We start from the raw sequence: 22,402 nt of genomic DNA on the forward strand, positions 1-22,402 counted from the left end.
AATGAACTATTTCTTAGTAAAGCAAGAGCCGGATGCGTACTCGTGGGATGATTTTGTCGCCGAGGGCAAGACCGATTGGACCGGTGTCCGCAATTACCAAGCTCGCAATAATTTAAGGGCGATGAAGAAGGGTGATAAAGTTCTGTTTTATCATTCAAACATTGGAAAAGAAGTCGTTGGCATCGCCGTGGTTTCGAAAGCTGAGTTTCCTGACCCAACTGACGAAAAGTGGGTAGCGGTCGAATTAACGCCGACCAAGCCATTCAAGAAAGCAGTTACTCTGGCGGCGATGAAGGCTAACCTTGCTCTCGTAAATCTCGGTCTCATACGCCAATCACAACTGTCTGTTATCGCGATCACCAAAGATGAGTTCGAAGAGATCGTGAGTATGTCGAAATAGGTAAGTTATGCTGAAAGAAGCCGTTGCTCACTATCACACATTGCTCGAAGACCCAGAGATCGCCGGTGCATCACAACGGATGCTCGACGAGCAACTCGAGAGTTCCAAGCTGATCTTTGGCGGACGCAGGCTCGCACCGTATCTCCGGCCACATTTTGTGACAGAAGACGATTGGGCGATGGTCACTAAGACCTGCCGCACGATCTTCGATTCGCTCCAAAAGGTCAAGGATGCGGCGATCTCCGATGACAATGTACTCAACGAACTCGGCGTTACGCCCGTAGAACGCGAACTTATCAAGATCGACCCGGGCTATGCACACGTTTCGCCGACATCACGTTTGGACTCGTTTCTGATCGATGACAGTTACAGCTATGTCGAGTTGAACGGCGAGAGTCCTGCCGGTATTGCATTTTCTGATTCGGCGTCCGAGATCTTCTCGAAATTGCCCGTAATGGCAAAGTTCGCGGAAACCTATAATTTCCGAACGCTCGAGGGCTCGTCTAAACTACTGGAAGTCCTTATTTCTTGCTACACAGAGTATTGCGGCGGGACAATGAAGCGGAATCCGGTGATCGCCATCGTGGATCTGAAGGGCCTGCCGACTATCAAAGAGTTCGAGCTATTCCACGACTATTTCGAGTCAAACGGCTACGAGTCGATCATTTGCTCACCGGACGAACTTAAGTTCGACGGCGACCGCCTTTCTTGTAATGGCGTAGAGATCGATATTGTCTATAAACGACTGCTCGTTAATGAATATCTGCCGATAATGGAGCAGCAACCCGACCTGCTTGATGCATATCGTGCGGGAGCAATATGTATGGTCAATAGTTTTCGCGGAAAACTGGTACACAAAAAAGCAGTTTTTGCGGTGCTGACCAATGAACGATACAGGTATCTGTTCAACGACGCCGAGCTTGAGGCGATTGCTAAGCATATCCCCTGGACGAGAGTCTTTCGCGACGAACCGACTGAAAATAAGGGCGAGACGATCGATCTCGTTGACTGGACGCGGTCAAATTCGCATAAACTGGTGCTAAAGCCCAACGATGATTATGGCGGTAACGGTATTTTTATCGGATGGAACTCTTCGCCCGTTGAGTGGGACGAGGCTATAAAGGCGGCGCTCGCCGATGGCGATTATCTTGTGCAGGAACGTGTGAGAACGGCAAAAGAGCTTTTCCCGATGTTTACTGATGAAGAAGGGAACTGGGAATTGGTCGAGCAACTTGTCGATCTGGACCCACTGCTGTTTCTCGGTGAGGTCGGGTCGGCGTTTACCAGACTTTCGTCAACCGAACTCGCAAATGTATCATCAGGCGGCGGGATGGTGCCGACGTTTATCATTAGTAAAAAATAGGACAATTGCCCGCAGACTTTTGGGGCGCACAATCGAACGAATGACAAGCGTATCTGAATCAAGACTCCGCACCCTTACTGACGAATATCAAGTGCTCGAGGAAAGGCTCCGTCTGGGCGGCGGCCCGGACAAGATCGAAAAGATCCACAAACAAGGAAAGCTGACGGCTCGTGAACGCGTCGCATTGCTGCTCGACGAGAATACCTTTTCCCAAGAGATCGGATTGATGGTCGCTTACGATCAGTACGATGGAACGGCACCTGCCGCGGCGGTTATCACCGTCGTTGGCAAAATTGAAGGCCGCGAATGCGTGATCGTTGCTAACGACGCAACCATCAAGGCGGGTGCGTGGTATCCGGAAACGATCAAGAAGATCCTGCGTGCCCAAGAGATCGCAATGCGTAATCGCGTGCCGATCATCTATCTGGTCGATTCGGCAGGCGTCAATTTGCCTTACCAGGGCGGCGTTTTTCCGGGACAGTACGGTGCTGCACGGATCTTTTACTACAACTCGATCATGCGTCGATACCTCAAGGTGCCGCAGATCTCGGCCGTAATGGGAATGTGCGTCGCGGGCGGAGCTTATCTTCCGGCGTTGTCTGATGTGATATTGATGGTCGAAGGCACGTCATTTATGGGCCTCGGCGGAGCAAACCTTGTTAAGGGGGCAACGGGGCAGACGATCGATAACGAGAGTCTGGGCGGAGCGATGACGCATAATGCAATTTCGGGCGTGGCTCATTTTCGAACGCCCGACGACAAGTCGTGTCTTGAGAAGATCCGTGCATTAGTTGCGGACCTTCCGGCGAAGGAAATAAGCCGAGTATCGGTGTCAGAATCGAGACCAACAGCCGCTGAGCCAACTTCGCTCTATGATATTCTGCCCGGCGATCACCGAGCCCCATACGATATGCGGGCCGTGCTCGACACATTTCTTGATGAGGGCGGTATCGACGAGTTTCAGGCCGATTATGCCAAAGAGATGATCTGCGGGACTGCGCGGATCGGCGGTATTCTGGTCGGCGTGATCGCTAATTCCCGCGGTATGTCCAAGGGTAAACCGGGAGCACCGCCGCGTTTCGGCGGCATTGTGTATACCGAGTCCGCCGAGAAAACTGCGTACTTTATTGAGAATTGCAACCGCCATTCGACGCCCTTGCTCTTTGTCCAGGACGTTTCAGGATTTATGGTCGGTGCCGAGGCTGAGCATAGCGGCATCATACGTGCCGGAGCGCAGTTTGTGGAGGCGATGGCGACCGCCGCTGTGCCCAAGTTAGTTTTAACTATCAATCACGCGTCCGGCGCCGGATACTATGCGATGGCGGGACAAGGCTTTGATCCTGATTTTATCTTCTCGCTCCCAACGGGACGAATGGGCGTGATGGAAGGAGACTCTGCGGCCGTCGCTATCTATGGCACGCAGATCGAAAGGCTCAAAAAGGATGGAAAAGAGCCGCCCCCTGAAATGTTGGCCGAAATGAATAAGGTGCGCGAGACGTACGATCGTGAACTAGACGCTAAACATGCGGCGGCCCGCGGCCTTGTCGATGCCATTGTTACGCCGGAGAATCTTCGCCAGTCGCTCTTGCTTACGTTGCAAACTTGTCTTAACACCAACACGCCGCACATCGGCGCATTTGTGCTACCGTCAACGATGAACTGATACGCGCGGGTTTAGATCGGCTCAAATTGTTCCTTACTTTCCGACTTTTGCGGAGTTTGTAACCGATTAGCACTTTTCTCAACGCAAGCAGGGTCGTAACTACGCGTAAGTAGCACAAAGCTGGAGTTATTCATGTTTCCTCGGCTTTGTCTGCGGCCCTGCTCTCCGCCACTTTTCTGACGCAAACATTTCATCTATAATTTTGTCGTTATGATCATAACACGCTACCGAGTGAGTTTTGGGACCTAATGTATATGAAATATCTTTCATTTTCGCTTCTGTTTCTCGTAACTATTTGTATCGTAACAGGGTCTGCTCAGACCACACCGCCGGATTCCGACCCGGTCATAATTTCGGCTCCGGCGTTTGCGATCTCTGCTGATGACGAAGCCGCAGGTATAGACGGCACGGTAAAATTAGCTGTCGAAATAAGCAAAAGTGGCACAGTCGGACAGGCTTCAGTCTATATCGGTCCGTCCTGGCCCTGTTCTGTAAATTTAGATAAGCGCGTCACTGCCGTGATGCGAGATCTTGAAAAGTCTGTTCGCCAGTATAAATTCTCGCCTGCCTTAAGCAATGGCAAACCGGTTGACTCTCGGATCGGGCTATCGATCAAGATCGGACGATCGGCGAAGGCCGAGGTCGGGGCGAAGGGTGATCCGGGCGTTCCGGCTAAACCAAAACTTATTAGTGGCGGAATCGTAAATGGAAAAGCCAAATTTCTGCCAAAGCCGGAATATCCGAATGCAGCGAAGTCGTCACGAGCAAGCGGTGCCGTGAGTGTCCAGATATTGATCGGCGAAGATGGAAACATCATTAATGCACAAGCGATAAGCGGTATGCCGGAACTTCAGTTTGCTGCCCGTGCTGCCGCCTGCGGAGCCAAGTTTAGCCCGACAACGCTGGCTGGCGAACCTGTCAAAGTGTCGGGAGTATTGATTTATAATTTCGTTCTCTAAGTGAGATCGTTCCGTATCTGTATTGACTCGTGCAAAGGCGTGATCGCAGAAAATATATCTTCCATTTTTGGAATTAAAGGATTATTATAGCTATGTCGCGTCCCGTGGCATCGATTCACCTTCCTGCTCGCCCGCCTGCCAAATGATAAAGATATTTCTTAAAACCGCACTTATACTTTTGTGCTTTTTGTCATTGACCGCTGCCGTCAACGGTCAGAAAGCAACGTCAAAGAAAAGTGATTCTGTTATCTCATCTATCGCGAACGGTGCCGGAAAGGTGACGGTAGTCGTCGTCGGTTCAGCAGCCAAGGCCGCTTGGGCCACAACCAAGTTCGCTGCTAAGGATATCGCAAAACCTCTAGTGGTCAGTGTAGGAAAGCCCCTGCTTCTGAAGGCCGCGCCCAACGTAACGATGTTTGCCCTAAAGCTAACCGGTAAAAGCGTCAAAAAGGCCGTGCCTTTGGCCGCAAAATTAGGGATGGCATATCTCAAAGCGAAACTGCCGATCTAGTTTTCTGAAAGTGTTGAGAAGGTTTGTTTGGAAAGCGGTGGTCAATTATTTGGTGACCTTACTTTTCATCATCCTTTAGTAATTCCGCGTAATCCGCTATTGCCATTTCGATCACCCTGCGAGCATCTTCCTTTCCATATGAATAGGCGATCTCGCAGATATTAGGCGCGTCAGGAAGCGATTTGTACGTAAGGAAATAGTGTTCAAATCGTTCGAGGATGCCTTTGGGCAATTCGTGGATCTCAGTATATTGCTCAAATACCTTATCGCCCTTTAGAACCGCAATTATCTTATCGTCGGCCTCGCCACCATCGATCAAACAGAATCCGCCGATGGGTATGGCCTTGAGGATTATGTCGCCACGAGGGATGTGATGTTCGGATAGAACGAGAATGTCGAGCGGGTCGTGATCGCCGCCGGTGATGCTGATCGACGTTCCGCTTCGTGCAAGGTTCGCGATGCCCTCGCCGCAATAGGTTCGCGGGATAAATCCATAGTTTGCGGGTACGACGTTCGAATATTGCTGCGGACGATCGATCTTAAGATAACCGGTCTCTTTGTCGACCTCGTATTTGACCGTGTCACGCGGAACTATTTCAATAAAAACCGATACTTCCTGTGGAGCATTGTCGCCGATCGGGATGCCGTGCCACGGGTGGGCTTTGTTTGTACGAAACATACAGCTATTATTTGTCCATTGCAGAAAAATGTCTAACGGCTTTATCATCGAAAATTCAGGGTCAGTAAGGATCATAAGATTTTCCCGGCCCGAGACCCGGAGTCCGCTATCTATCACAGTACTCGAGGGCCTGCACGCAGAAGTCGATTCGGTGGGGAATAATGCGGCAGTCTCGGGACTGATATTCACGGGTGTTGATGATGTGTTCGCCTCAGGGGCGGACCTGCGTGAGGTCGCCGCCGTAACTGCCGGAACGGCACGAGAATTTGCTCTGCGTGGCCAATCGCTGACAACCAAGATCTCTCTGCTTCGATGTGAAACTATCGCTGCAGTCAACGGTTACTGTTTTGGAGGAGCTCTCGATCTTGCACTTGCCTGCAAACTCAGGATCGCCGAGCCGACCGGACTGTTTTCGCATCCGGGAACCGGACTCGGCATTATCACCGGATGGGGCGGCACACAGCGTCTGCCGAGGCTTATTGGTGAGGCCGCGGCAGTCGAGATGTTTTTTACCGGCCGCCGTGTGACTGCCCAAGAGGCTCTTGAATTGGGCCTGATCGATCGCATTGCGGACAATGCACTTGCGACTGCCACTCAAACGATCTTGAATGGATAAATTTAGTCTCAAAGCAGAATACAAGTACTTGATCATCATCGCTGTCGCAACCGCAGCGGTCTTTGCGAGTTCGCTATGGGGCAATTTTGTTTACGACGACACCCGACAGATACTCGAAAATCCTCTTATCCAAGATTCCCAACTTTACGGCAGGGCTTTGGTGTCAGATGTTTGGGCTTTTAAGGGAGACGGTTCGATCGCCGCAAGCAACTATTGGCGGCCGACCTTTACCGCATTGAACATCGTTTGTTTCAAGCTATTTGGAGCGGAACCTTTCGGATGGCATTTGGTCAACGTGGCTCTGCATTTGTGCGCCTGTCTCCTGGCATTTGGTTTTTTTCGGCGATTGGGCATTGCACCGCTCACCGCGTGCCTGGCTTCGGTGATCTTTGCTGTTCATCCCGTGCACACCGAGTCGGTGGCCTGGATCGCCGGTTCGCCCGACTTGTTGTTCGGGATTGGCCTGCTTGGCTCGTTGATACTTGCCGATTGGGAGTTTTCCCGAAAAAGCGGGAAGCCAAGCTGGCCGAACATCGCGGCGTCGCTATTACTTTTCGCGTTCGCTCTGGGATCAAAAGAGGTAGCGTTGTTATGTCTGCCATTATTTTATCTGCTTTGGCGATTTCGCCGAGACGGCGGTAGCGATAATACAACGGCCTTTCGCCTTGTCTTCGGCATTGGGGCGATAACTGGTGCTTTCTATTTCGCCGCCCGATGGATGATATTGGGTGAGATCTCGCGGCCGGCGGAGAATGGTGCGGGAATCTTACAGACGGCTCTTTCGGCTCCATCGGTTTTTGCGTTTTACCTTGGGCAGGCCTTCTTGCCATTCAGGCTTGCGACCAACTATCCATTGCGGGCCGTGCAGGAGATCGGTTTTACAAATTTCGTTTTACCTCTTACCGTGGTTGGTCCAGCTATTGTTCTAGCCGTATGGTTGTGGCGAAAGGGTTCGCATTGGCCCATTTTGATCGGAATATTTGCGTTACCACTGGTCCCGGCGTTTAATTTGGGAGCGTTTATCCCTGAACAGATCGTTCACGATCGCTATCTCTACTTGCCGCTGCTGGGTGCCGCAACCGGGTTCGTGATTTTAATCGAAAACCTCGCTGCCAAATTTGCGGGCGAGAGAGCGAGGTTGGTACTGTTCGCGTCGATCACAATTATTGCCGTTTCGCTCGGATTGAAGACAATTAGCTATAGCCAGGTCTGGAACAAGGACCTTAGCCTTTGGAAGCACGCGGTTACGGTTGACGATCAGTCTGCATTTAACTGGAGTCAGCTTGGATCGGTACTTTCGTCATCTGGTGCGACGGCGGAATCGTTCCAGGCTTACGATCGTTCGATCAGCATTGCTCCGACGCCGATCGCACTAATGGGGCGTGCCCGTGGTTACATAGCTGCCGGAAGGCTCGATGAGGCAATTCGAGACGCCAAGATCGTCACAACGACTCCGCTGGATCAAATAAATGCGTTTACGCTATTACAGGGGTACGAGACGCTCGGTATGGCGTACGACAAAGCCGGTGACGCGACAGCGGCCGAGGCCACGTTTCGCGAAGGACGCCGTGTCCTGCCGATATATGCCGCATCGTTAACAGAAAAGTTGGCAGTCGTGCTTTACGTTCAAGGAAAAAAGCAAGAAGCGTTGAATGAACTGATAGGCGTTCGCGATCAGGCCGGGCGCGAGATGCTTGCTGATTCGAAGGTGGTATACTTCCGGCTTGGCCTGCTCTATTCCGAGCTCGCCAATTCGTCAGAAGCCAGACGCAACTTTCAGGAATTTCTCGCGGCGACCGAAAATAACCGTTCACCGGCGATCATCGGCGATCGAAAGCAGGCAACCGCGGCTCTGGCTCGGCTCAAATAGCATCACGACTTTGGCTTGACCTCGTCGGCCTTAACTTCTACGTCCGGTTTTGAGAATTGTGAGTATTCAAACCTTACGAGCACATCCTTTAGTAGCTTTCTGTCTTTTAGCTTCACGCGGTACTGGGTATGGATAATGGAACGTGGTGTAAGAATTCCGAAACTGCTGTCCTGATACGAGAAGATCTCCTCGAGAGCAAGTCCCCGCTCGGAGAACCCTTCGGGTTGGATGGTCAAACGCCTTATTTCCTTTCGTAGCCTGAAAGTACCTTCGTCAAGGTATAAACGACCACTAAGCCGGCCGTTGAGCGTCACGTTCTTGTCAGCAGCTATCTCAAATTCAGCTTCCGTACCACTTGGTGCCTCGGAACCCGATACAACCGTCGTTAGCATCGGCGTTTCAACCAGTTGGAGATAATCGACAACGATGACCGGCTGACCGTTTATCAACTCGCTTCCGCTGATCGTAAATGAAAAGGCGGACCGTAAGGACGGCCTCAGCACGATCGATTGAAAGAGCGTAAGTCCCGAGATCTGGATGTCACCGTCGTAGCGAAGCGCTTCGTTGTCAAGACGCTTTATCTCGTTCTGTGCCGTGTCGGCGTTTGATAGCTTTGCGAAGAGTTCACCGGCACGCTTATCGCCATCGCTGACGGTTTTTCCATCGACTGCGGTCACGTTGCGAAATTCGATTACGCGATCCGGTTCCTTGGTCAGCGGCATTACTACAAAAAGTGAATTTACAGAACGGGTATTCTTTTCTTCACCGTTCTTTTTGTAAGTCGTGAATGTTTTGGTCTCGGTCGCCAATAGGTCTCGAAAAGTCTCAACATACTCCCGTGAGCGCGTCTCTGCCGTTGCAAGTATTTCATCGAGTTTCGAGGGCGACGATGTCTGGGCGGTATTAGCGATCACCGCCGTTAAAATGATCGCGAAAAATAAAAGTGAACTGCTTTTCATATTTCCTGTCATTTGACTTGATTTAGCTATCAAACATACTTCTAATATACGAGTAACAATCAACGCGTAACAAAATACTATGAAAGTATCACTTCTAAAGCTAGCACATGCCCGTTCGGGAGATAAGGGCGACACCGCGAATGTAGGCGTTATAGCCTTGCGAGATGAGCTATATCCGATCCTCGTCCGCGAAGTAACTGCGGAACGCGTCAAAGAGCACTTTGGGCCGATGGTCAAGGGCTCGGTCGAGCGATTTGAACTGCCGAACCTCTCGGCACTCAACTTTCTGCTCCACGAGAGTCTTGGCGGCGGCGGCACCCGTAGCCTGATGACCGACGCCCAAGGCAAGACGTTCTCTACGGCATTGCTGCGAATGACGATCGATATCGCTGCCGACGAAGCCGCAGGCCTGGAAATTTGATGGAAATTGATCCGCGGATATCGTTTGAGCACGCCGACGTTGGCGGACTCAAGTTGCATTACGCAATCGCCGGCAGTGGGCAGAAACTCGTGATATTACTCCACGGGTTTCCCGAGTTCTGGTACTCGTGGAGGCATCAGCTTATTGCCCTGAGTGACGAATATACCGTCGTGGCGCCAGATATGCGGGGTTACAACCTTTCCGATCGCCCGCCGCACGCCGAGGACTATTCGATCGACAAACTCGTCGGCGATGTTGTCGGCCTGATACGGCACTTCGGGGTCGAAAAGGCGGCGGTTATCGGTCACGATTGGGGAGCGGCGGTCGCGTGGGCTCTTGCGATCCAACATCCGGAAGTGGTTTGGAAACTTGGTGCACTGCAGGTGCCGCCGCTACCGATCTGGAAGCGAAATCGAACATTCAGGCAATTTGTTGCGAGTTGGTATATGCTTTTCTTTCAATTGCCCGCATTACCCGAATTTATTTTCAAACTCAACAATTACAACGCTTTGGCCAAGGCCTTACGAGATACGACGGCCCGGCCCGGGACATTCGGCGACGACGAGATCGACGAATATCGGAAGGCTTGGAGCAAGACAGGCGCGACGACGGCGATGCTCAACTATTATCGGGCGGCCAATGTCTTCAGTCGAATGTTTGGCAAAACGGAAGTATTGCCTGAGATCGATCTGCCTACACTATTCGTTTACGGCGAAAAGGATACGGCAGTTCTGCCTGCAACGGTTGTCGGTGTCGGTGATGTGATAAAGGGCGATTTTACGGAGCATCATATTCGTGACAGCGGCCATTGGGTGCAGCAGGAAGCCGCCGATGAGGTAACCGGTGTGATACGGGAGTTCTTGAAAGGCTGATCAAGGGTTAAAAGGGAATGGAAATTGCCGAATCTTTGTGGGTCAACTCGGAGCGGTCCAAGCAATTAAGTCAGCGAGAAAATTAATGAAAAATAATCTGTTGAGAATGGCGTTGGTATTTGTCTTAGCGGCGTCGGTCGTTGCCGGTTCACTTTCGGCAGGCGACGGCGTCCTGACGGGCTTTACTGCAGCCGGATCTAAAGAACAAAGGGAACTAGAGAAACGTTTCGATGCTGCCCTAAATCCGGAAAATCTTCGCGAATGGATGAAACGTCTTGCCGCACACCCGCATTCCACAGGATCAGATGCCGGAAAGGCGAATGCCGAGTTTATGGCCGCCCAATTCAGATCGTGGGGGTATGACACCAAGATCGAGTCGTTTGACGTTCTTTTCCCAACGCCCAAGACCCGTCTTGTCGAGATGACCGCACCGGCGAAATTTACGCTCAAACTGAATGAACCCGAACTCAAAGAAGATTCGACCTCGGGCCAACAGAGCGAGCAATTGCCGTCCTATAACGCTTATTCCGTTGACGGAGATGTCACCGCCCCGCTCGTGTATGTAAATTATGGTACGCCGGGCGATTACGAAGAACTCGACCGCCGTGGCATCAGCGTTAAAGGCAAGATCGTGATCTCGCGCTATGGCGGGGCTTGGCGTGGAATCAAGCCAAAAGTTGCCGCAGAGCACGGAGCAATTGGCTGCATTATCTATTCAGATCCGAGGAACGACGGTTATTATCAGGGCGACGTGTATCCGAAAGGTGCGTTTAGAAACGAAAATGGCGTCCAACGCGGTTCGGTTATGGATATGCCGCTATATCCCGGCGATCCGCTGACAAAGGGCATCGGAGCTACCAAAGACGCCAAACGCATTGCACTCAAGGATGCCGAAACTTTGACAAAGATCCCGGTACTCCCGATCTCGTACGCAGACGCAACGCCCTTGCTGAAAAATCTTGACGGCGATGTCGTCCCCGAGGCGTGGCGTGGTGCCTTGCCTTTCACTTACCACTTTGGCGGAAAGACGCCGACTGTAAGGATCAAACTAGAGTTCAATTGGGATATCAAGACGATCAACAATGTGATCGCAAAAATGCCCGGCAGTGAGTTTCCGGATCAATGGATCATTCGCGGAAATCACCACGACGCTTGGGTTAATGGTGCCGAAGACCCGATAAGCGGTCTCGTCGCTGAGATGGAAGAGGCTCGTGCCATCGGCGAATTGGCAAAAACAGGCTGGAAGCCAAAGCGTACGATCGTTTACGCCGCGTGGGACGGAGAGGAGCAAGGACTCCTCGGATCGACCGAGTGGGTCGAGACGCACGCTGCAGAGCTAAGCAAAAAGGCCGCCGTATATATCAATACCGACTCGAACGGCCGAGGATTTCTCGGGATGGGCGGTTCGCACACGCTTGAACGGTTCATTAACGGCGTCGCCCGTGACGTCCCTGATCCGCAAATGAACCTTTCGGTTTGGGAGCGGGCACAAGCCCAAGAGATTGTCCGGGGCGGGCCGGCTGCCCGAAAGGACGCTACCGAACGAAAGGATCTGCGCATCGAGGCGCTTGGCTCCGGTTCGGATTTTACGCCGTTTTTGCAACACGTCGGTGTGGCTTCGCTCAATCTCGGATTCGGCGGCGAGAGCGGCGGCGGATCGTATCATTCGGTTTACGATTCGATCGATCACTATCTGCGATTTGGCGACACGGATTTTGCTTACGGCGTCACATTGTCAAAGGTTTGCGGCCGAGCGGTGCTTCGCCTTGCAAATGCCGATACCTTGCCCTTCGAATTCACCGGCTTTGCGGATACGGTCGGTACCTATGTCAATGAAGTATCGAAACTCGCCGATAAATTGCGAGAAGATACCAACGTGATGAATAAGTTGATCAGTAGCGGTATGCTCAAGGCGGTGCAGGATCCGGCGGATAAACTTGTTTTGCCGGCGGCCAAAGACGAGGTGCCTAAGATCGACTTTACCCCGCTACTGAATGCCCTTAAACGATTACAGGCTAGTGCGGCCGGGTTTGAGTCGGCGGCAAACAGTAAGACAGTGCCGGCCGGACTGCGAAAGCAGTTCAATGAGATACTCATTAATAGCGAGCGGACGTTGACCAGTGATAAGGGCTTGCCCAGGCGAGATTGGTTTAGGCATCAGATCTACGCTCCGGGGTTCTACACCGGTTACGGCGTCAAGACGTTGCCGGGCGTCCGCGAGGCGCTCGAACAGCGTGACTGGAAGGAAGCATCCGAGCAAATTCTGGTCGTCTCAAGGATAATTGAGAACTTTGCCGCCGAGATCGACAAGGCAGCTAAGCTGTATTAGAAAAGTAGTTGCCACGAATTACACGCATTAACACTAAATAAGAGGTTTCGGGCATTCGTGTAATTCGTGGCTGGTAAATCTTATGTCCGTGATCCTAACAACAACCGAAGATTCGACCCACGTCATCACACTAAATCGTCCGGATAAGCGAAATGCCCTGAACGATGAGCTTATCGCGGCGTTAAAAGATGCTTTGCGTGAGGCTGCCGCTGATGAAACGATACGTGCGATCGTGATCCGCGGGGCGGGCAAGGATTTTTGCTCCGGGGCGGATCTTTCCGCGTTGCAAAAGATCGCGTCGGCGTCATTCGAAGAGAACGTCGAAGATGCACGTTCGCTCGCTGAGTTATTTGAATTGATCCGAAACGTCCGCGTTCCTGTTATTGCCGCCGTTCACGGTCGTGCATTAGCCGGCGGATGTGGTTTGGCGACGGCGTGTGATCTAGTAATCGCGACAAATACTGCTCGGTTCGGGTATCCCGAAGTAAAGATAGGATTTGTTCCCGCGATGGTGGCGGCGATTCTGCGTCGAAATCTCGGTGAAAAAAAGAGCTTTGAATTGCTTACTCAAGGTTTCGAATACTCCGCCGCCGAAGCCCTCGCTCTCGGCCTCGTCAACAAACTGTTCGACGAAGAAACCTTCGATCAAAACGTCGCTGAATACGCCGCAGTATATACAAACGTCAGTGCCTCCGCCGTCGCGATGACAAAATCTCTGATCTACGACATCGACGCCCATAGTTTCTCCGACTCCATCGAAAAAGGTGTTATTACAAATGCAAACGCTAGAATGACCGACGACTGCCAGCAGGGAATTGCTAGGTTTTTGGAGAAGTAACGTCGATTATGACTATGGTATTATTCTCTGAGGAGATGTTGATATGAATACAAGTTTTGCGAGCGTTGTCGATGAGGTTCGGGGGCTTTCCGTTGAAGAGCGACGGGAGTTGATTGACGTACTCGAACAATCACTGGTCGATGAACGCCGCGACGAAATATTTGATAACGGGAAAAGTGTGAGGCAGGCATTTGATAACGGGAAGTTAAGCGTCTACACGACCGCTGATGACCTAATGAGATCGTTAAATGATTAAGGTTGCGTACGACTCATCGTTCAAACGGTCCTACAAGCGAAAGGTCCCGGTCGGTTCGGAACGCGAATTCAAGTTCCGAACAAAACTCGAAGCGTTTATGAACGATCCGTTCGACAAAACGCTCAGAACCCACAAGCTTTCCGGCAAACTCAAGGAGTATTGGAGCGTCAGCATCGAATATGATCTGCGGGTCATTTTCTATTTTGAGGATGCCGAAACCGCAGTCTTCGTCGATCTCGGCACACACAAAGAAGTTTACTAGCCGTCGCGATGACAAAACGCCTCATCTACGACATCGATGCTCAGAATTTCTCCGACTCCATCGAAAAAGGTGTTATCACAAATGCAAACGCTAGAATGACCGAAGGCTGCCAGCAGGGAATCGCGAGGTTTTTGGAGAAGTAGCCAGAATCTTAGCGGATGAAATCCACGAAATATTTGTAGCCCACGGTGCAAACCGTGGGCTAAACATCCAATAGATTTCCCGGGACGCTTCCTCCCGCCGACCAAAATTATATTCGGTCAAAATGACCAGCCCCAATGCTCAATATTTAACACTGTCCGTAGACAATAGCGAACTACACTATTGACACAACATAAGTTAGCCAAACTTTTCAAACATCTCAGGAAAGATTCTCAGAGCTCCAAGAAAATTGTTTTCAACTCCAAATAATTTTCCGCGAGTTCCAAAAACCTTTCAAATAATTTCTAAAACATTTCTCGAACGCCGAAAACTCTTTCCCGACGCCCTGAAACACCTTTCTGAACCGCGAGAACTTTTTCCCAAAGCGCCAAAAATATTCCCGGAACTTTCCAAAGCCTTGCAGCAACCGATCTCAACCGCATAGCGTTTTCCGATCGTAGCCGTGGTGTTTCAAACTACGAAAATGTTGATGTAGAATATTCCGCGACGTGTCAGCGACAGAGATTTCTCGGCGACTCGCGATCATTGTCCCCAGATTCGCCACATTCCGAGGATGCCCTGTTTCCGCCATAGTCATTCACTCCTTTTGCGTCTTTATCAGACAAAAAAAAGCTAAAAGCGGTCGTCGGAAAATAGGTTTTAAGTTATTGGTGTTCGTGAGAAAGTAAGATTTTACTTAAAAGTACCTTCCTGTCAACTGCCGAAACAGTAAGTAAATAAACTAAAGCATTCCAGGTAAATGTTCCGATCGATCTGTAAACCTCCCCTGATTGTTACCCGTCTAAATTGGAGTTTTCGGGTTAAGGAGAACGTGTCCGCATGATGCTCTGGGAGGCATGCCTCCCAGAGCATCATGCGGCCGGCGGCGGTTGTAGAAATCGATCCACTTGGCCGTTAGTTCTCGTACCTGGTCCAAACTTTCAAAGATATACATATCGAGGATCGCCTGACGATATGTCCTGTTAAAACGCTCGACGTAGCCGTTTTGCATTGGGCGTCCGGGTTTGATGAACGCGAGCTCGACCTGGTTCTGCTCGGCCCAGTCCGCGACTGCTACGCTCGTGAACTCCGGTCCGTTATCGAATCGGATCCGCTGCGGCAGGCCTCTCGTTTCGGCGAGCCGGTCAAGCACTCTGATGACCCTTCTGCTTCCGAGATTGAGATCGATCTCGATTGCCAGCACCTCGCGTCGGTGGTCGTCGATCACGTTAAAGGTGCGAAACCGACGTCCGTCACCCAATGCATCGCCTCATGAAATCCGCCGACCAGCTTTGGTTCGCACCTGACGGGAACCGTCAATGGCTCAGGATGCCTCGTCGGAACACGCCGCTTATACTTTCGACGCTTGTTCAGCTTCATCTCGCAGTAAACACGGTGCACACGCTTGTGGTTCCAACCGTGCCCGTCGGCTTTGAGCAGATCGTAGAACTTCCCAAATCCGAGATCGGGATGGTCTCTGGCGAGATTGCCCAGAGCTTCGATCAACGCCGCGTCGTCCCTTTGTTGCGGCGAGTACCGATACACCCGTCTCGATATCAACACCGCTTCACACGCACGCCTCTCACTAAGCTCATGTTCCGTTTTCAAATACCCGACCGCCTCTCGCCTCAACGGCGTCACCAGCCTTTTTTTTCGATCAGTCCTTTCAACGCTCGGTTCTCTAAACTCATCTCCGCGTACATCGCTTTCAGCTTTGCGTTCTCTTCCTCAAGCTCCCGCAGCCTCTTGATCTCGCTCGCTGTCATCCCGCCATACTTCGCCTTCCAGTTGAAATACGTCGAATCCGAGATCGAATGCTCGCGGCATACCTCAGCCACCTTCCGACCGTTCTCCACCGCTTTCAATATCCCCAATACCTGCCCTTCACTAAACTTACTCCTCTTCATCTTCAGCCTCCTTCTCTATCCTATCTCAAAGGCCGAAATCTCCACTTACCAGTGGTTACATTCTAAGGGATCCTTACAGTTGTGCCGTGTAACTTAGAAAATCTCTGCAGGTGCGTCGGAGTTCGCCGAGGATGTTGAAAAGCGAAAGATGGATCTCGAATAATTAACAACGAATAGGTAATATCGCACAGCTATCTTTTGTGCGACTTATTAAACCGCATCGTCGCTTTTTTGGTTTGTTTCTTTTTTTCTAGGATGGTGGAGAGGTCGGTGAGTTCGGTTTTTAGTTTATTGCGGCTGTTCCAGCGGGCGGGGTCTAGGGTGCCGTTGGATAGGGCGTGTTGGATGGCGCAGGCTTCGGTATTATTGTGGTCGCAATTTCGGTAGAAGCATTGGGCGATGAGGAGCTCGATGTCTTCGAAACTATTTTCGAGGCCTTCGTCGCTGATCCACAATTGCAGTTCACGCATTCCCGGCGTATCGATTATCAGAGCGCCATTTGGGAGAACGATCAATTCTCGTTTTGTCGTAGTATGTTGCCCGCGATTATCGCCTTCGCGAACCTCTTGCACTTTCTGCCGTTCGCCGCCGAGCAGATGATTTGTGATCGTAGATTTCCCCACGCCCGACGAACCAATTAACGCGACCGTTTTGCCCGGCCGGGCGTAATTATATATTGCAGTTAATTCCGCATCGTGTTTTGCACTGAGCGCGACGATCGGAACATTTGGTGCGATCGCTCGAACTTCCGCGATCTTTGATTCGAGATCTTGGCAAACATCAGCTTTATTTAAGATCAGCACCGGCTCGGCACCGCTCGCGCTGACCATTACGAGATACCGCTCGATCCGCCGAAGATTGAAATCATTATCTAATCCCGAAACCAGCATTACCGTGTCGATATTTGCCGCCACAACCTGCTCTTCGGTCGCGGAACCTGCGAGCTTTCGCGAGAACTTGCTAAGGCGAGGCAAAACGGCGTGAATGATCGCTTTGCTATTATCCGCGAGAATGCTGATCACAACCCAATCGCCAACCGCCGGAAGCTCGGCACGAGATTCTGAGTGATACGCCATTCGGCCGCTGACATCGCCCTTTATCTCGCCATTCGCCGTATAAAGCCAAAAACTGCGACGATTCTCTTCGTAAACGCGCCCGACAATATAGTTTTTGCCGGCATACGTTTTGAAATGCTCGCTGAAATGATCATTCCATCCTATTTGTTCGAGCTGCATGATTACGATTCGAGTTTTGGGAATTGGTCCAGCGTTAAGCCGGTTCAGCGTGGATCTTTAGGCCGAGTGCGGTGATAACTTTTAGCACGGTCTCAAAGCTTGGGCTGCGTTCGCCGGACAGAGATTTGTAGAGACTCTCGCGAGAAAGACCTGTCTCGCGGGCGATCTCGGACATTCCTTTGGCACGGGCGATGTTGCCGAGGGCTTTAGCGACGAACGCCGCATCGCCGTTGGCTTCCTCCATGCAAGCTTCTAGATAAGCAGCCATTTCTTGGGGCGTGCTTAGATATTCTGCAACATCGTATTTAGTTGTTTTAATCTTTGCCATCCTTTTATAAATCTTTGGCGATCTCTATTGCTTTTTGAATATCTCGTGATTGCGAACTCTTATACCCGCCAGCGAGGAGAATTATCAACTCAGAGCCCTTTTGAATAAAATAGACGCGGTAGCCGGGACCGTAGTCGATTCTCATCTCAGATACGCCTTCTCCGACAGGTTTTGCATCCCCTAAATGTCCAATCTCAAGCCGATCGATCCGTGCCTGAATTCTCGCCCGAGCTCGCAAGTCACGAAGTTTGAATAACCATTTCGCAAATGTCTCAGTCTGTCGAACTTCGATCATCTTGAGTGTATCCTGATGGCTACAATATTACAATCCCTTTATGCCTCGACGATATCGACTTTTGTTGTAAGCAAAGACTTTGGTATGAGAGCCGGGAAGTAGGCCATGATCTCTTCGACCTTTGGGCGGCGGCGTCTCATGGTTTGGGTATTCCCAGATCCTTGCATAGCTTTAGGATCAGTTTATCGTTAACTTCGCTATGTCGTGGGACGGCCGAGCGTCGATTTTGCGAAATGTTGATCCACCACGAATGACTGCCGCCTTCGCGAAGCAATTCGCAGCCGTGTTTGTGAAGATGTTTAATAAGATCGCGTCGCTTCATGCTGCGATCAGAGCTTCTTCAAAACCAACACCGGCCATACGACGCGCATCTTCGCGATTGAATTCGAGTGCTTCGGCGAGGGTGACGCGGAGAGTTTCCAAAAGCTCTTCGCGAGTGGCTTCCTGACAATTTACACCCGGAACTTCTTCGATCCAACCAATCCACCAATCACCGTCCTGTTTTACGACGGCCGTGTATTCGTTTTTCATACTCAAATATTATATTGAATGAATTTTCGTGTCTACATCAATTACGCCTCGACGATCTCGACTTTTGTCTGGATCAGCGACTTCGGAATCAGTGCCGGGAAATACGCCATGATCTCTTCGACCTTTGGGCGACCGCCGGCAAATCCTGTGACCGAAGGCGGTCCGGTCAAGATGAGTGGAGCGATCTCTTTGGTAAAGCGTTCGACATCAGCCTTGTTCGGCCCGCGAACCGCAACTCGGAGTTGAACCTCCGGGATATCCGGCGAAGGCTCTCCGGCAAGGTGTCCGTGGGTGGCACTTACACCAACGTATTCGGTTAGTATGAGGTCAAACTTCAGCCCGAGATGATCTAATCGTTCGCGAAGTATTTTATCTGCCGCTTGAGCCTTCTGGTAGGCGTCCGGCCACGAATAGACGAGCGTGCCGACGGATTTGTAACCGTCCGAATAAGCAATGGAAACCTTGTAGAAATCAGTTTTCGGATGTCCGGTTATGCCGAATACGCGAACCTTATTCTCGCCGGCGTCTTCGAGATTGATTGACGCAAAATCCGCGACGACGTCGGGCGTGATGTATTCGTGCGGGTCACCCATTTCGTAGAGCAACTGTTCTTTTACGGATTGAATATTTACGCGGCCGCCCGTGCCTTCGTGCTTGGTGACGATAAAACTGCCGTCGGGCGAGGCCTCGACGATCGGGAAACCGACGTTTGCCATATCCGGGATCGACTGCCAATCATATTGACAATTGCCGCCGGAGGATTGTGCTCCACATTCGATGATATGTCCGGCGATGGTCCCTGCCGAAACGAGATCCCAATTGTCAAAACTCCACCCAAATTCGTGCATTAGCGGAGCGAGCGTCAGGCCCGTATCAGTCAAACGGCCACCTACCACGATGTTAGCGCCACGGCCAAGAGCCTCGACTAGAGCTTCTGCTCCGAGATAGACGTTGGCCGACTGAACCTTGTCGCGGATCGCGGTGAGTGGAGTGCCGTCGTCCATTGAATTGATCTCGATACCATCTGCGATCCACTGATCGAGGCGACCAAGAACGTCATCGCCCGTGATCACGCCGATCTTCACTTTGCCGGTAAGCCCAAGTCCGCGGGCGACTTCGCAGATGGCTGCAGCACAGCCCTCGACGTTCACGCCGCCGGCATTCGATAGGACTTTGATGTTCTTTTCAACGCAATCCGGCAAGATCTCCTGCATCAGCGTCACAAAATCGCGAGCGAAACCCGCCTTGGGATCGCGCAGCTTCTGCTTTTGGACGATCGACATCGTAACCTCGGCCAGATAGTCGAGCATCAAGTAATCGATCGGCCCATTTCGCACCTGATCGACCGGAGCGGTCAACAGATCGCCCCAAAATCCCTGTCCACCGGCAACTCGTACAATTTCCTTCATATCTAACAATTAGAAAACAAAATAGAAAGACGGTCAACAAGTCCATCCGAAAATGAACAGGTTGACCGCCGATAATCGAACCGCGCCGTCATTCAGGCGGCGAGTTGCTATTAATAGACCACTCGCTTTGTGACGCGATATCCCTTTTTGACTCCGCGCTTTGATTTGTGAAAGACGTATTTGGTTCCGCGTTTAGTTTTGTGTGCGACCCATTTACCGCCTTTCCAAGTCTTTACGGTGACCCATTTACCACCGCGATATACGCGGCGCGTGATGCCGACCTTCTTTTTACGTTTTACCGTAACGACTTGAGCCTGCGCTGAAAACGGGCTATTTGACGATACCGCGTCACCTATAAACACAATCCCCAAAATCATCATCGCCGCAAATATCGCAGCACCTAGCTTATTTTTCATTAATGTACTCCCTTTGACCCAAATTAATGGTGATTTGTAAAAACGAACGTTTAGGGCTCTAGCCCTCCGTTCTGACATTCTCGTTAATAAACTTAACGATATCTTCGGTAGAAGTGCCGGGCAAGAATACTTCGGAAACTCCCATTTCCTTCAAAGTCACAATATCCTCATTCGGAACGATCCCGCCCACAAGTACCAGTGTGTCGTCCATTCCACCGGCCCGCAAAAGGTTGACGATCCGCGGGCAAAGCGTATTATGGGCACCACTCAAGATCGAAATGCCGACGGCATCGACGTCTTCCTGAATCGCCGCTGTCGCTATCATCTCAGGCGTTTGCCTAAGTCCGGTATAGATGACCTCCATTCCCGCATCACGCAGAGCCCTGGCGATGACCTTCGCTCCACGATCGTGGCCATCAAGGCCCGGTTTGGCGACCAATACTCTGATCTTTCTTTCCGACATAAGTTACTAATAAGATATCAACGAGCGATTCGACTGAGCAAACCGCCTGATTTAATAAATGGTTTTAGCTGGGCCCAAGTGAACATAAATTCGCCGTTAGGTTCCAGTGCCTTTGCAACGTGGGCAAAGCCGTAATTGTGATGAAATGTCACTCCTCGATCGCTGATCGAAAACTCATTGAGACTGACTTTGTTGTATTGCTCCGAGTCTCTGAACATATCATCTAGTGGAGCGTCCGCATTCTCCGGATCCTTTTTGAGATCACTAATAGCCTGTGCGACTTCCTGGTCTTTGGCTTTTATTACCATTTTGAGCAGGGCAATAGCGTTCGTAAATGCCGCGGCGGGGGTCACTCTTTTTCCGGTTTTGGTGTCGATGACCACAAATCTTCTCGAACTGTCCGGATATGCAGCGCTCCCCTCCATGAACAACGAGATACTCAAAATTCCATTTTTGTTGTATCCAATTTCATAATCGGCGACCTCGAGCCATTGATACTCACCCATTTCCTCCGAGAGTTTCATATCAAAAACTTTCTCATAGCTGATCGCGGCCTCGATCAATTTTGAAATTGATGGTGTGGAGGCTTTCACTTTTGGATAGTTGACGACAAAAGTATGTTTGTACTCGCTGTTCGGTTTTGGGCGTTTGTACGTCACGGCCTTTTTCGTGATGACCACGCTCTGGGCCGATGAAAAGATCGTCAAGGCGAGTATGCAAATACAAACAAGGATTATTTTACGTTTCATAGAGTTGCGGTTGGCTCATATCCGGAGAGGCAAATATACATCTAAGCTTTGCGGCGATTCCGCGCCTTTCCTTCATAGTTCTAAACATTTCAAACCAACCGTGCGTGTTGATCCATAAAGCGTTATAACTTCCAAGCTGTTTAGTTATTCCATATGTTGGCTGCTCCTCTTCGCCGACAAAGGAACCGAAGAGGCGATCCCAGACGATCAGCACGCCGCCGTAATTCTTGTCAAGGTATTGCGGTTTGACGCCGTGGTGGACTCGATGATGCGAGGGCGTGTTAAGAACCTTCTCAAACCATCCTAATCGGTCGATAAAACGTGTGTGGATCCAAAATTGATAGATCAGATTAAAGCCGTGCATCGTGGCAAACATCCAAGGTGCAAAGCCGAGAAGCATTAACGGAGCGTAAAAGACCCAATGCAGCATCCCGCTAAACCAACTTTGCCTAACGGCGACGCTCAGATTGTAGTGTTGGCTCGAGTGATGGACTACGTGAAAATTCCAAAACAATCTTGATTCGTGACTTACGCGGTGAAAGACGTAATATGCCAGGTCATCAACGAAAAACAGAGCTACCCAACTCCACCAAGCATCGGCCGGGAATTTATATGGAGCGAGTTCATAGGCATATATGTATATAAATCCTGTCGCAAGCCCGAATATCGCGCCGAAAACAACGCTCATAAAGCCGAGGAAGATGTTCGTCCAGGTATCTCTGCGGTCCCGAAACTCATCGGACCCGTGTCGACTGGCGTACCACGCTTCGATGGCGATCAGAATCGCGAAAAACGGTATGGCAATTACGGTTGGCCTCAGCATCAAATTAATCTTACTCTACGGTCTGGATCTGCATTACGCAATCGCACCTTCGATTGCTACCGGGTACCAAATGTCGTGAGTCGCGAAATACGTATTTCCGATCAAAC

Annotated in this window: 25 protein-coding genes and 1 pseudogene; 13 read left to right on the forward strand and 13 right to left on the reverse strand. The window is 50.9% G+C overall.

Annotated features, from left to right (window positions below; genetic code table 11):
• The first annotated feature begins 1 nt into the window (after position 1).
• From IPQ00_00600 to IPQ00_00620, 5 genes are all read left to right on the forward strand, one after another.
• Positions 2-400, forward strand: a complete 399-nt coding sequence (locus IPQ00_00600) for an EVE domain-containing protein (GenBank protein ID MBL0239068.1) — start codon at positions 2-4, stop codon at positions 398-400.
• A 7-nt stretch (positions 401-407) separates the two neighbouring features.
• Complete coding sequence (locus tag IPQ00_00605; protein MBL0239069.1) at positions 408-1,763, forward strand: hypothetical protein; 1,356 nt, start codon at positions 408-410, stop codon at positions 1,761-1,763.
• Positions 1,764-1,803: 40 nt separating this feature from the next.
• Positions 1,804-3,426 (forward strand): acyl-CoA carboxylase subunit beta, encoded by a 1,623-nt coding sequence (locus tag IPQ00_00610; protein ID MBL0239070.1) that lies wholly within the window; start codon positions 1,804-1,806, stop codon positions 3,424-3,426.
• A 254-nt stretch (positions 3,427-3,680) separates the two neighbouring features.
• Positions 3,681-4,385, forward strand: a complete 705-nt coding sequence (locus IPQ00_00615; GenBank protein MBL0239071.1) for a TonB family protein — start codon at positions 3,681-3,683, stop codon at positions 4,383-4,385.
• Between the two features lie 142 nt (positions 4,386-4,527).
• A complete protein-coding gene (locus IPQ00_00620) occupies positions 4,528-4,896 on the forward strand; it encodes a hypothetical protein (GenBank protein ID MBL0239072.1) in 369 nt (122 codons plus the stop codon).
• A 58-nt stretch (positions 4,897-4,954) separates the two neighbouring features.
• On the opposite strand, the gene IPQ00_00625 is transcribed toward IPQ00_00620, so the two are convergent.
• Positions 4,955-5,575, reverse strand: coding sequence for an inorganic pyrophosphatase (locus IPQ00_00625; GenBank protein ID MBL0239073.1), 621 nt, complete (start codon positions 5,573-5,575; stop codon positions 4,955-4,957).
• 28 nt (positions 5,576-5,603) lie between these two features.
• On the opposite strand from IPQ00_00625, the gene IPQ00_00630 reads away from it, so the two are divergent.
• Positions 5,604-6,191, forward strand: coding sequence for an enoyl-CoA hydratase/isomerase family protein (locus IPQ00_00630; protein MBL0239074.1), 588 nt, complete (start codon positions 5,604-5,606; stop codon positions 6,189-6,191).
• Positions 6,184-8,061: a hypothetical protein gene (locus IPQ00_00635; protein MBL0239075.1), complete on the forward strand. Its 1,878-nt coding sequence runs from the start codon at positions 6,184-6,186 to the stop codon at positions 8,059-8,061. Before IPQ00_00630 ends, IPQ00_00635 begins: the two co-directional genes overlap by 8 nt.
• 2 nt (positions 8,062-8,063) lie before the next feature.
• Here the strand turns inward: IPQ00_00635 and IPQ00_00640 are convergent, their stop codons facing one another.
• A complete protein-coding gene (locus IPQ00_00640; protein ID MBL0239076.1) occupies positions 8,064-9,020 on the reverse strand; it encodes a hypothetical protein in 957 nt (318 codons plus the stop codon).
• Positions 9,021-9,099: 79 nt separating this feature from the next.
• Here IPQ00_00640 and IPQ00_00645 point away from each other — a divergent pair, with 79 nt between their 5' ends.
• The 6 genes from IPQ00_00645 to IPQ00_00670 all read left to right on the forward strand — a co-directional run bounded on the left by IPQ00_00645 (position 9,100) and on the right by IPQ00_00670 (position 13,998).
• On the forward strand, positions 9,100-9,441 hold the full coding sequence (locus IPQ00_00645; protein MBL0239077.1) for a hypothetical protein: 342 nt from the start codon (positions 9,100-9,102) through the stop codon (positions 9,439-9,441).
• Positions 9,441-10,313, forward strand: coding sequence for an alpha/beta hydrolase (locus IPQ00_00650; protein ID MBL0239078.1), 873 nt, complete (start codon positions 9,441-9,443; stop codon positions 10,311-10,313). Before IPQ00_00645 ends, IPQ00_00650 begins: the two co-directional genes overlap by 1 nt.
• Before the next feature lie 85 nt (positions 10,314-10,398).
• On the forward strand, positions 10,399-12,642 hold the full coding sequence (locus IPQ00_00655) for a M28 family peptidase (protein MBL0239079.1): 2,244 nt from the start codon (positions 10,399-10,401) through the stop codon (positions 12,640-12,642).
• A gap of 82 nt (positions 12,643-12,724) precedes the next feature.
• Positions 12,725-13,480 carry an enoyl-CoA hydratase/isomerase family protein gene (locus IPQ00_00660; protein MBL0239080.1) on the forward strand — a complete coding sequence of 252 codons (756 nt, stop codon included), beginning with the start codon at positions 12,725-12,727 and terminating at the stop codon, positions 13,478-13,480.
• A gap of 43 nt (positions 13,481-13,523) precedes the next feature.
• Positions 13,524-13,736 (forward strand): hypothetical protein, encoded by a 213-nt coding sequence (locus IPQ00_00665; GenBank protein MBL0239081.1) that lies wholly within the window; start codon positions 13,524-13,526, stop codon positions 13,734-13,736.
• Positions 13,729-13,998, forward strand: coding sequence for a type II toxin-antitoxin system mRNA interferase toxin, RelE/StbE family (locus IPQ00_00670; protein MBL0239082.1), 270 nt, complete (start codon positions 13,729-13,731; stop codon positions 13,996-13,998). The genes IPQ00_00665 and IPQ00_00670 overlap by 8 nt, the downstream gene beginning before the upstream one ends.
• A 943-nt stretch (positions 13,999-14,941) precedes the next feature.
• Here IPQ00_00670 and IPQ00_00675 read toward each other — a convergent pair.
• The 11 genes and pseudogenes from IPQ00_00675 to IPQ00_00725 form a co-directional block, all read right to left on the reverse strand.
• Positions 14,942-16,046: pseudogene (locus tag IPQ00_00675) on the reverse strand (IS3 family transposase).
• Positions 16,047-16,237: 191 nt separating this feature from the next.
• Positions 16,238-17,281, reverse strand: coding sequence for a ribosome small subunit-dependent GTPase A (gene rsgA, locus IPQ00_00680; protein ID MBL0239083.1), 1,044 nt, complete (start codon positions 17,279-17,281; stop codon positions 16,238-16,240).
• 34 nt (positions 17,282-17,315) lie between these two features.
• On the reverse strand, positions 17,316-17,609 hold the full coding sequence (locus IPQ00_00685; protein MBL0239084.1) for a putative addiction module antidote protein: 294 nt from the start codon (positions 17,607-17,609) through the stop codon (positions 17,316-17,318).
• A 4-nt stretch (positions 17,610-17,613) separates the two neighbouring features.
• Positions 17,614-17,904, reverse strand: a complete 291-nt coding sequence (locus IPQ00_00690; GenBank protein ID MBL0239085.1) for a type II toxin-antitoxin system RelE/ParE family toxin — start codon at positions 17,902-17,904, stop codon at positions 17,614-17,616.
• 136 nt (positions 17,905-18,040) lie between these two features.
• Complete coding sequence (locus IPQ00_00695; protein MBL0239086.1) at positions 18,041-18,226, reverse strand: type II toxin-antitoxin system HicA family toxin; 186 nt, start codon at positions 18,224-18,226, stop codon at positions 18,041-18,043.
• Complete coding sequence (locus IPQ00_00700; protein MBL0239087.1) at positions 18,223-18,435, reverse strand: type II toxin-antitoxin system HicB family antitoxin; 213 nt, start codon at positions 18,433-18,435, stop codon at positions 18,223-18,225. Before IPQ00_00700 ends, IPQ00_00695 begins: the two co-directional genes overlap by 4 nt.
• 41 nt (positions 18,436-18,476) lie before the next feature.
• Positions 18,477-19,844 carry a DUF1446 domain-containing protein gene (locus IPQ00_00705; protein MBL0239088.1) on the reverse strand — a complete coding sequence of 456 codons (1,368 nt, stop codon included), beginning with the start codon at positions 19,842-19,844 and terminating at the stop codon, positions 18,477-18,479.
• 110 nt (positions 19,845-19,954) lie between these two features.
• Complete coding sequence (locus IPQ00_00710; GenBank protein ID MBL0239089.1) at positions 19,955-20,260, reverse strand: hypothetical protein; 306 nt, start codon at positions 20,258-20,260, stop codon at positions 19,955-19,957.
• A gap of 58 nt (positions 20,261-20,318) precedes the next feature.
• Positions 20,319-20,723 (reverse strand): cobalamin B12-binding domain-containing protein, encoded by a 405-nt coding sequence (locus tag IPQ00_00715; protein ID MBL0239090.1) that lies wholly within the window; start codon positions 20,721-20,723, stop codon positions 20,319-20,321.
• Positions 20,724-20,740: 17 nt separating this feature from the next.
• On the reverse strand, positions 20,741-21,472 hold the full coding sequence (locus IPQ00_00720; GenBank protein ID MBL0239091.1) for a hypothetical protein: 732 nt from the start codon (positions 21,470-21,472) through the stop codon (positions 20,741-20,743).
• Complete coding sequence (locus IPQ00_00725) at positions 21,462-22,295, reverse strand: sterol desaturase family protein (GenBank protein MBL0239092.1); 834 nt, start codon at positions 22,293-22,295, stop codon at positions 21,462-21,464. Before IPQ00_00725 ends, IPQ00_00720 begins: the two co-directional genes overlap by 11 nt.
• Positions 22,296-22,402 lie beyond the last annotated feature (107 nt).

It is taken from the genome of Chloracidobacterium sp., from assembly GCA_016720705.1.
Taxonomy (GTDB): domain Bacteria; phylum Acidobacteriota; class Blastocatellia; order Pyrinomonadales; family Pyrinomonadaceae; genus OLB17.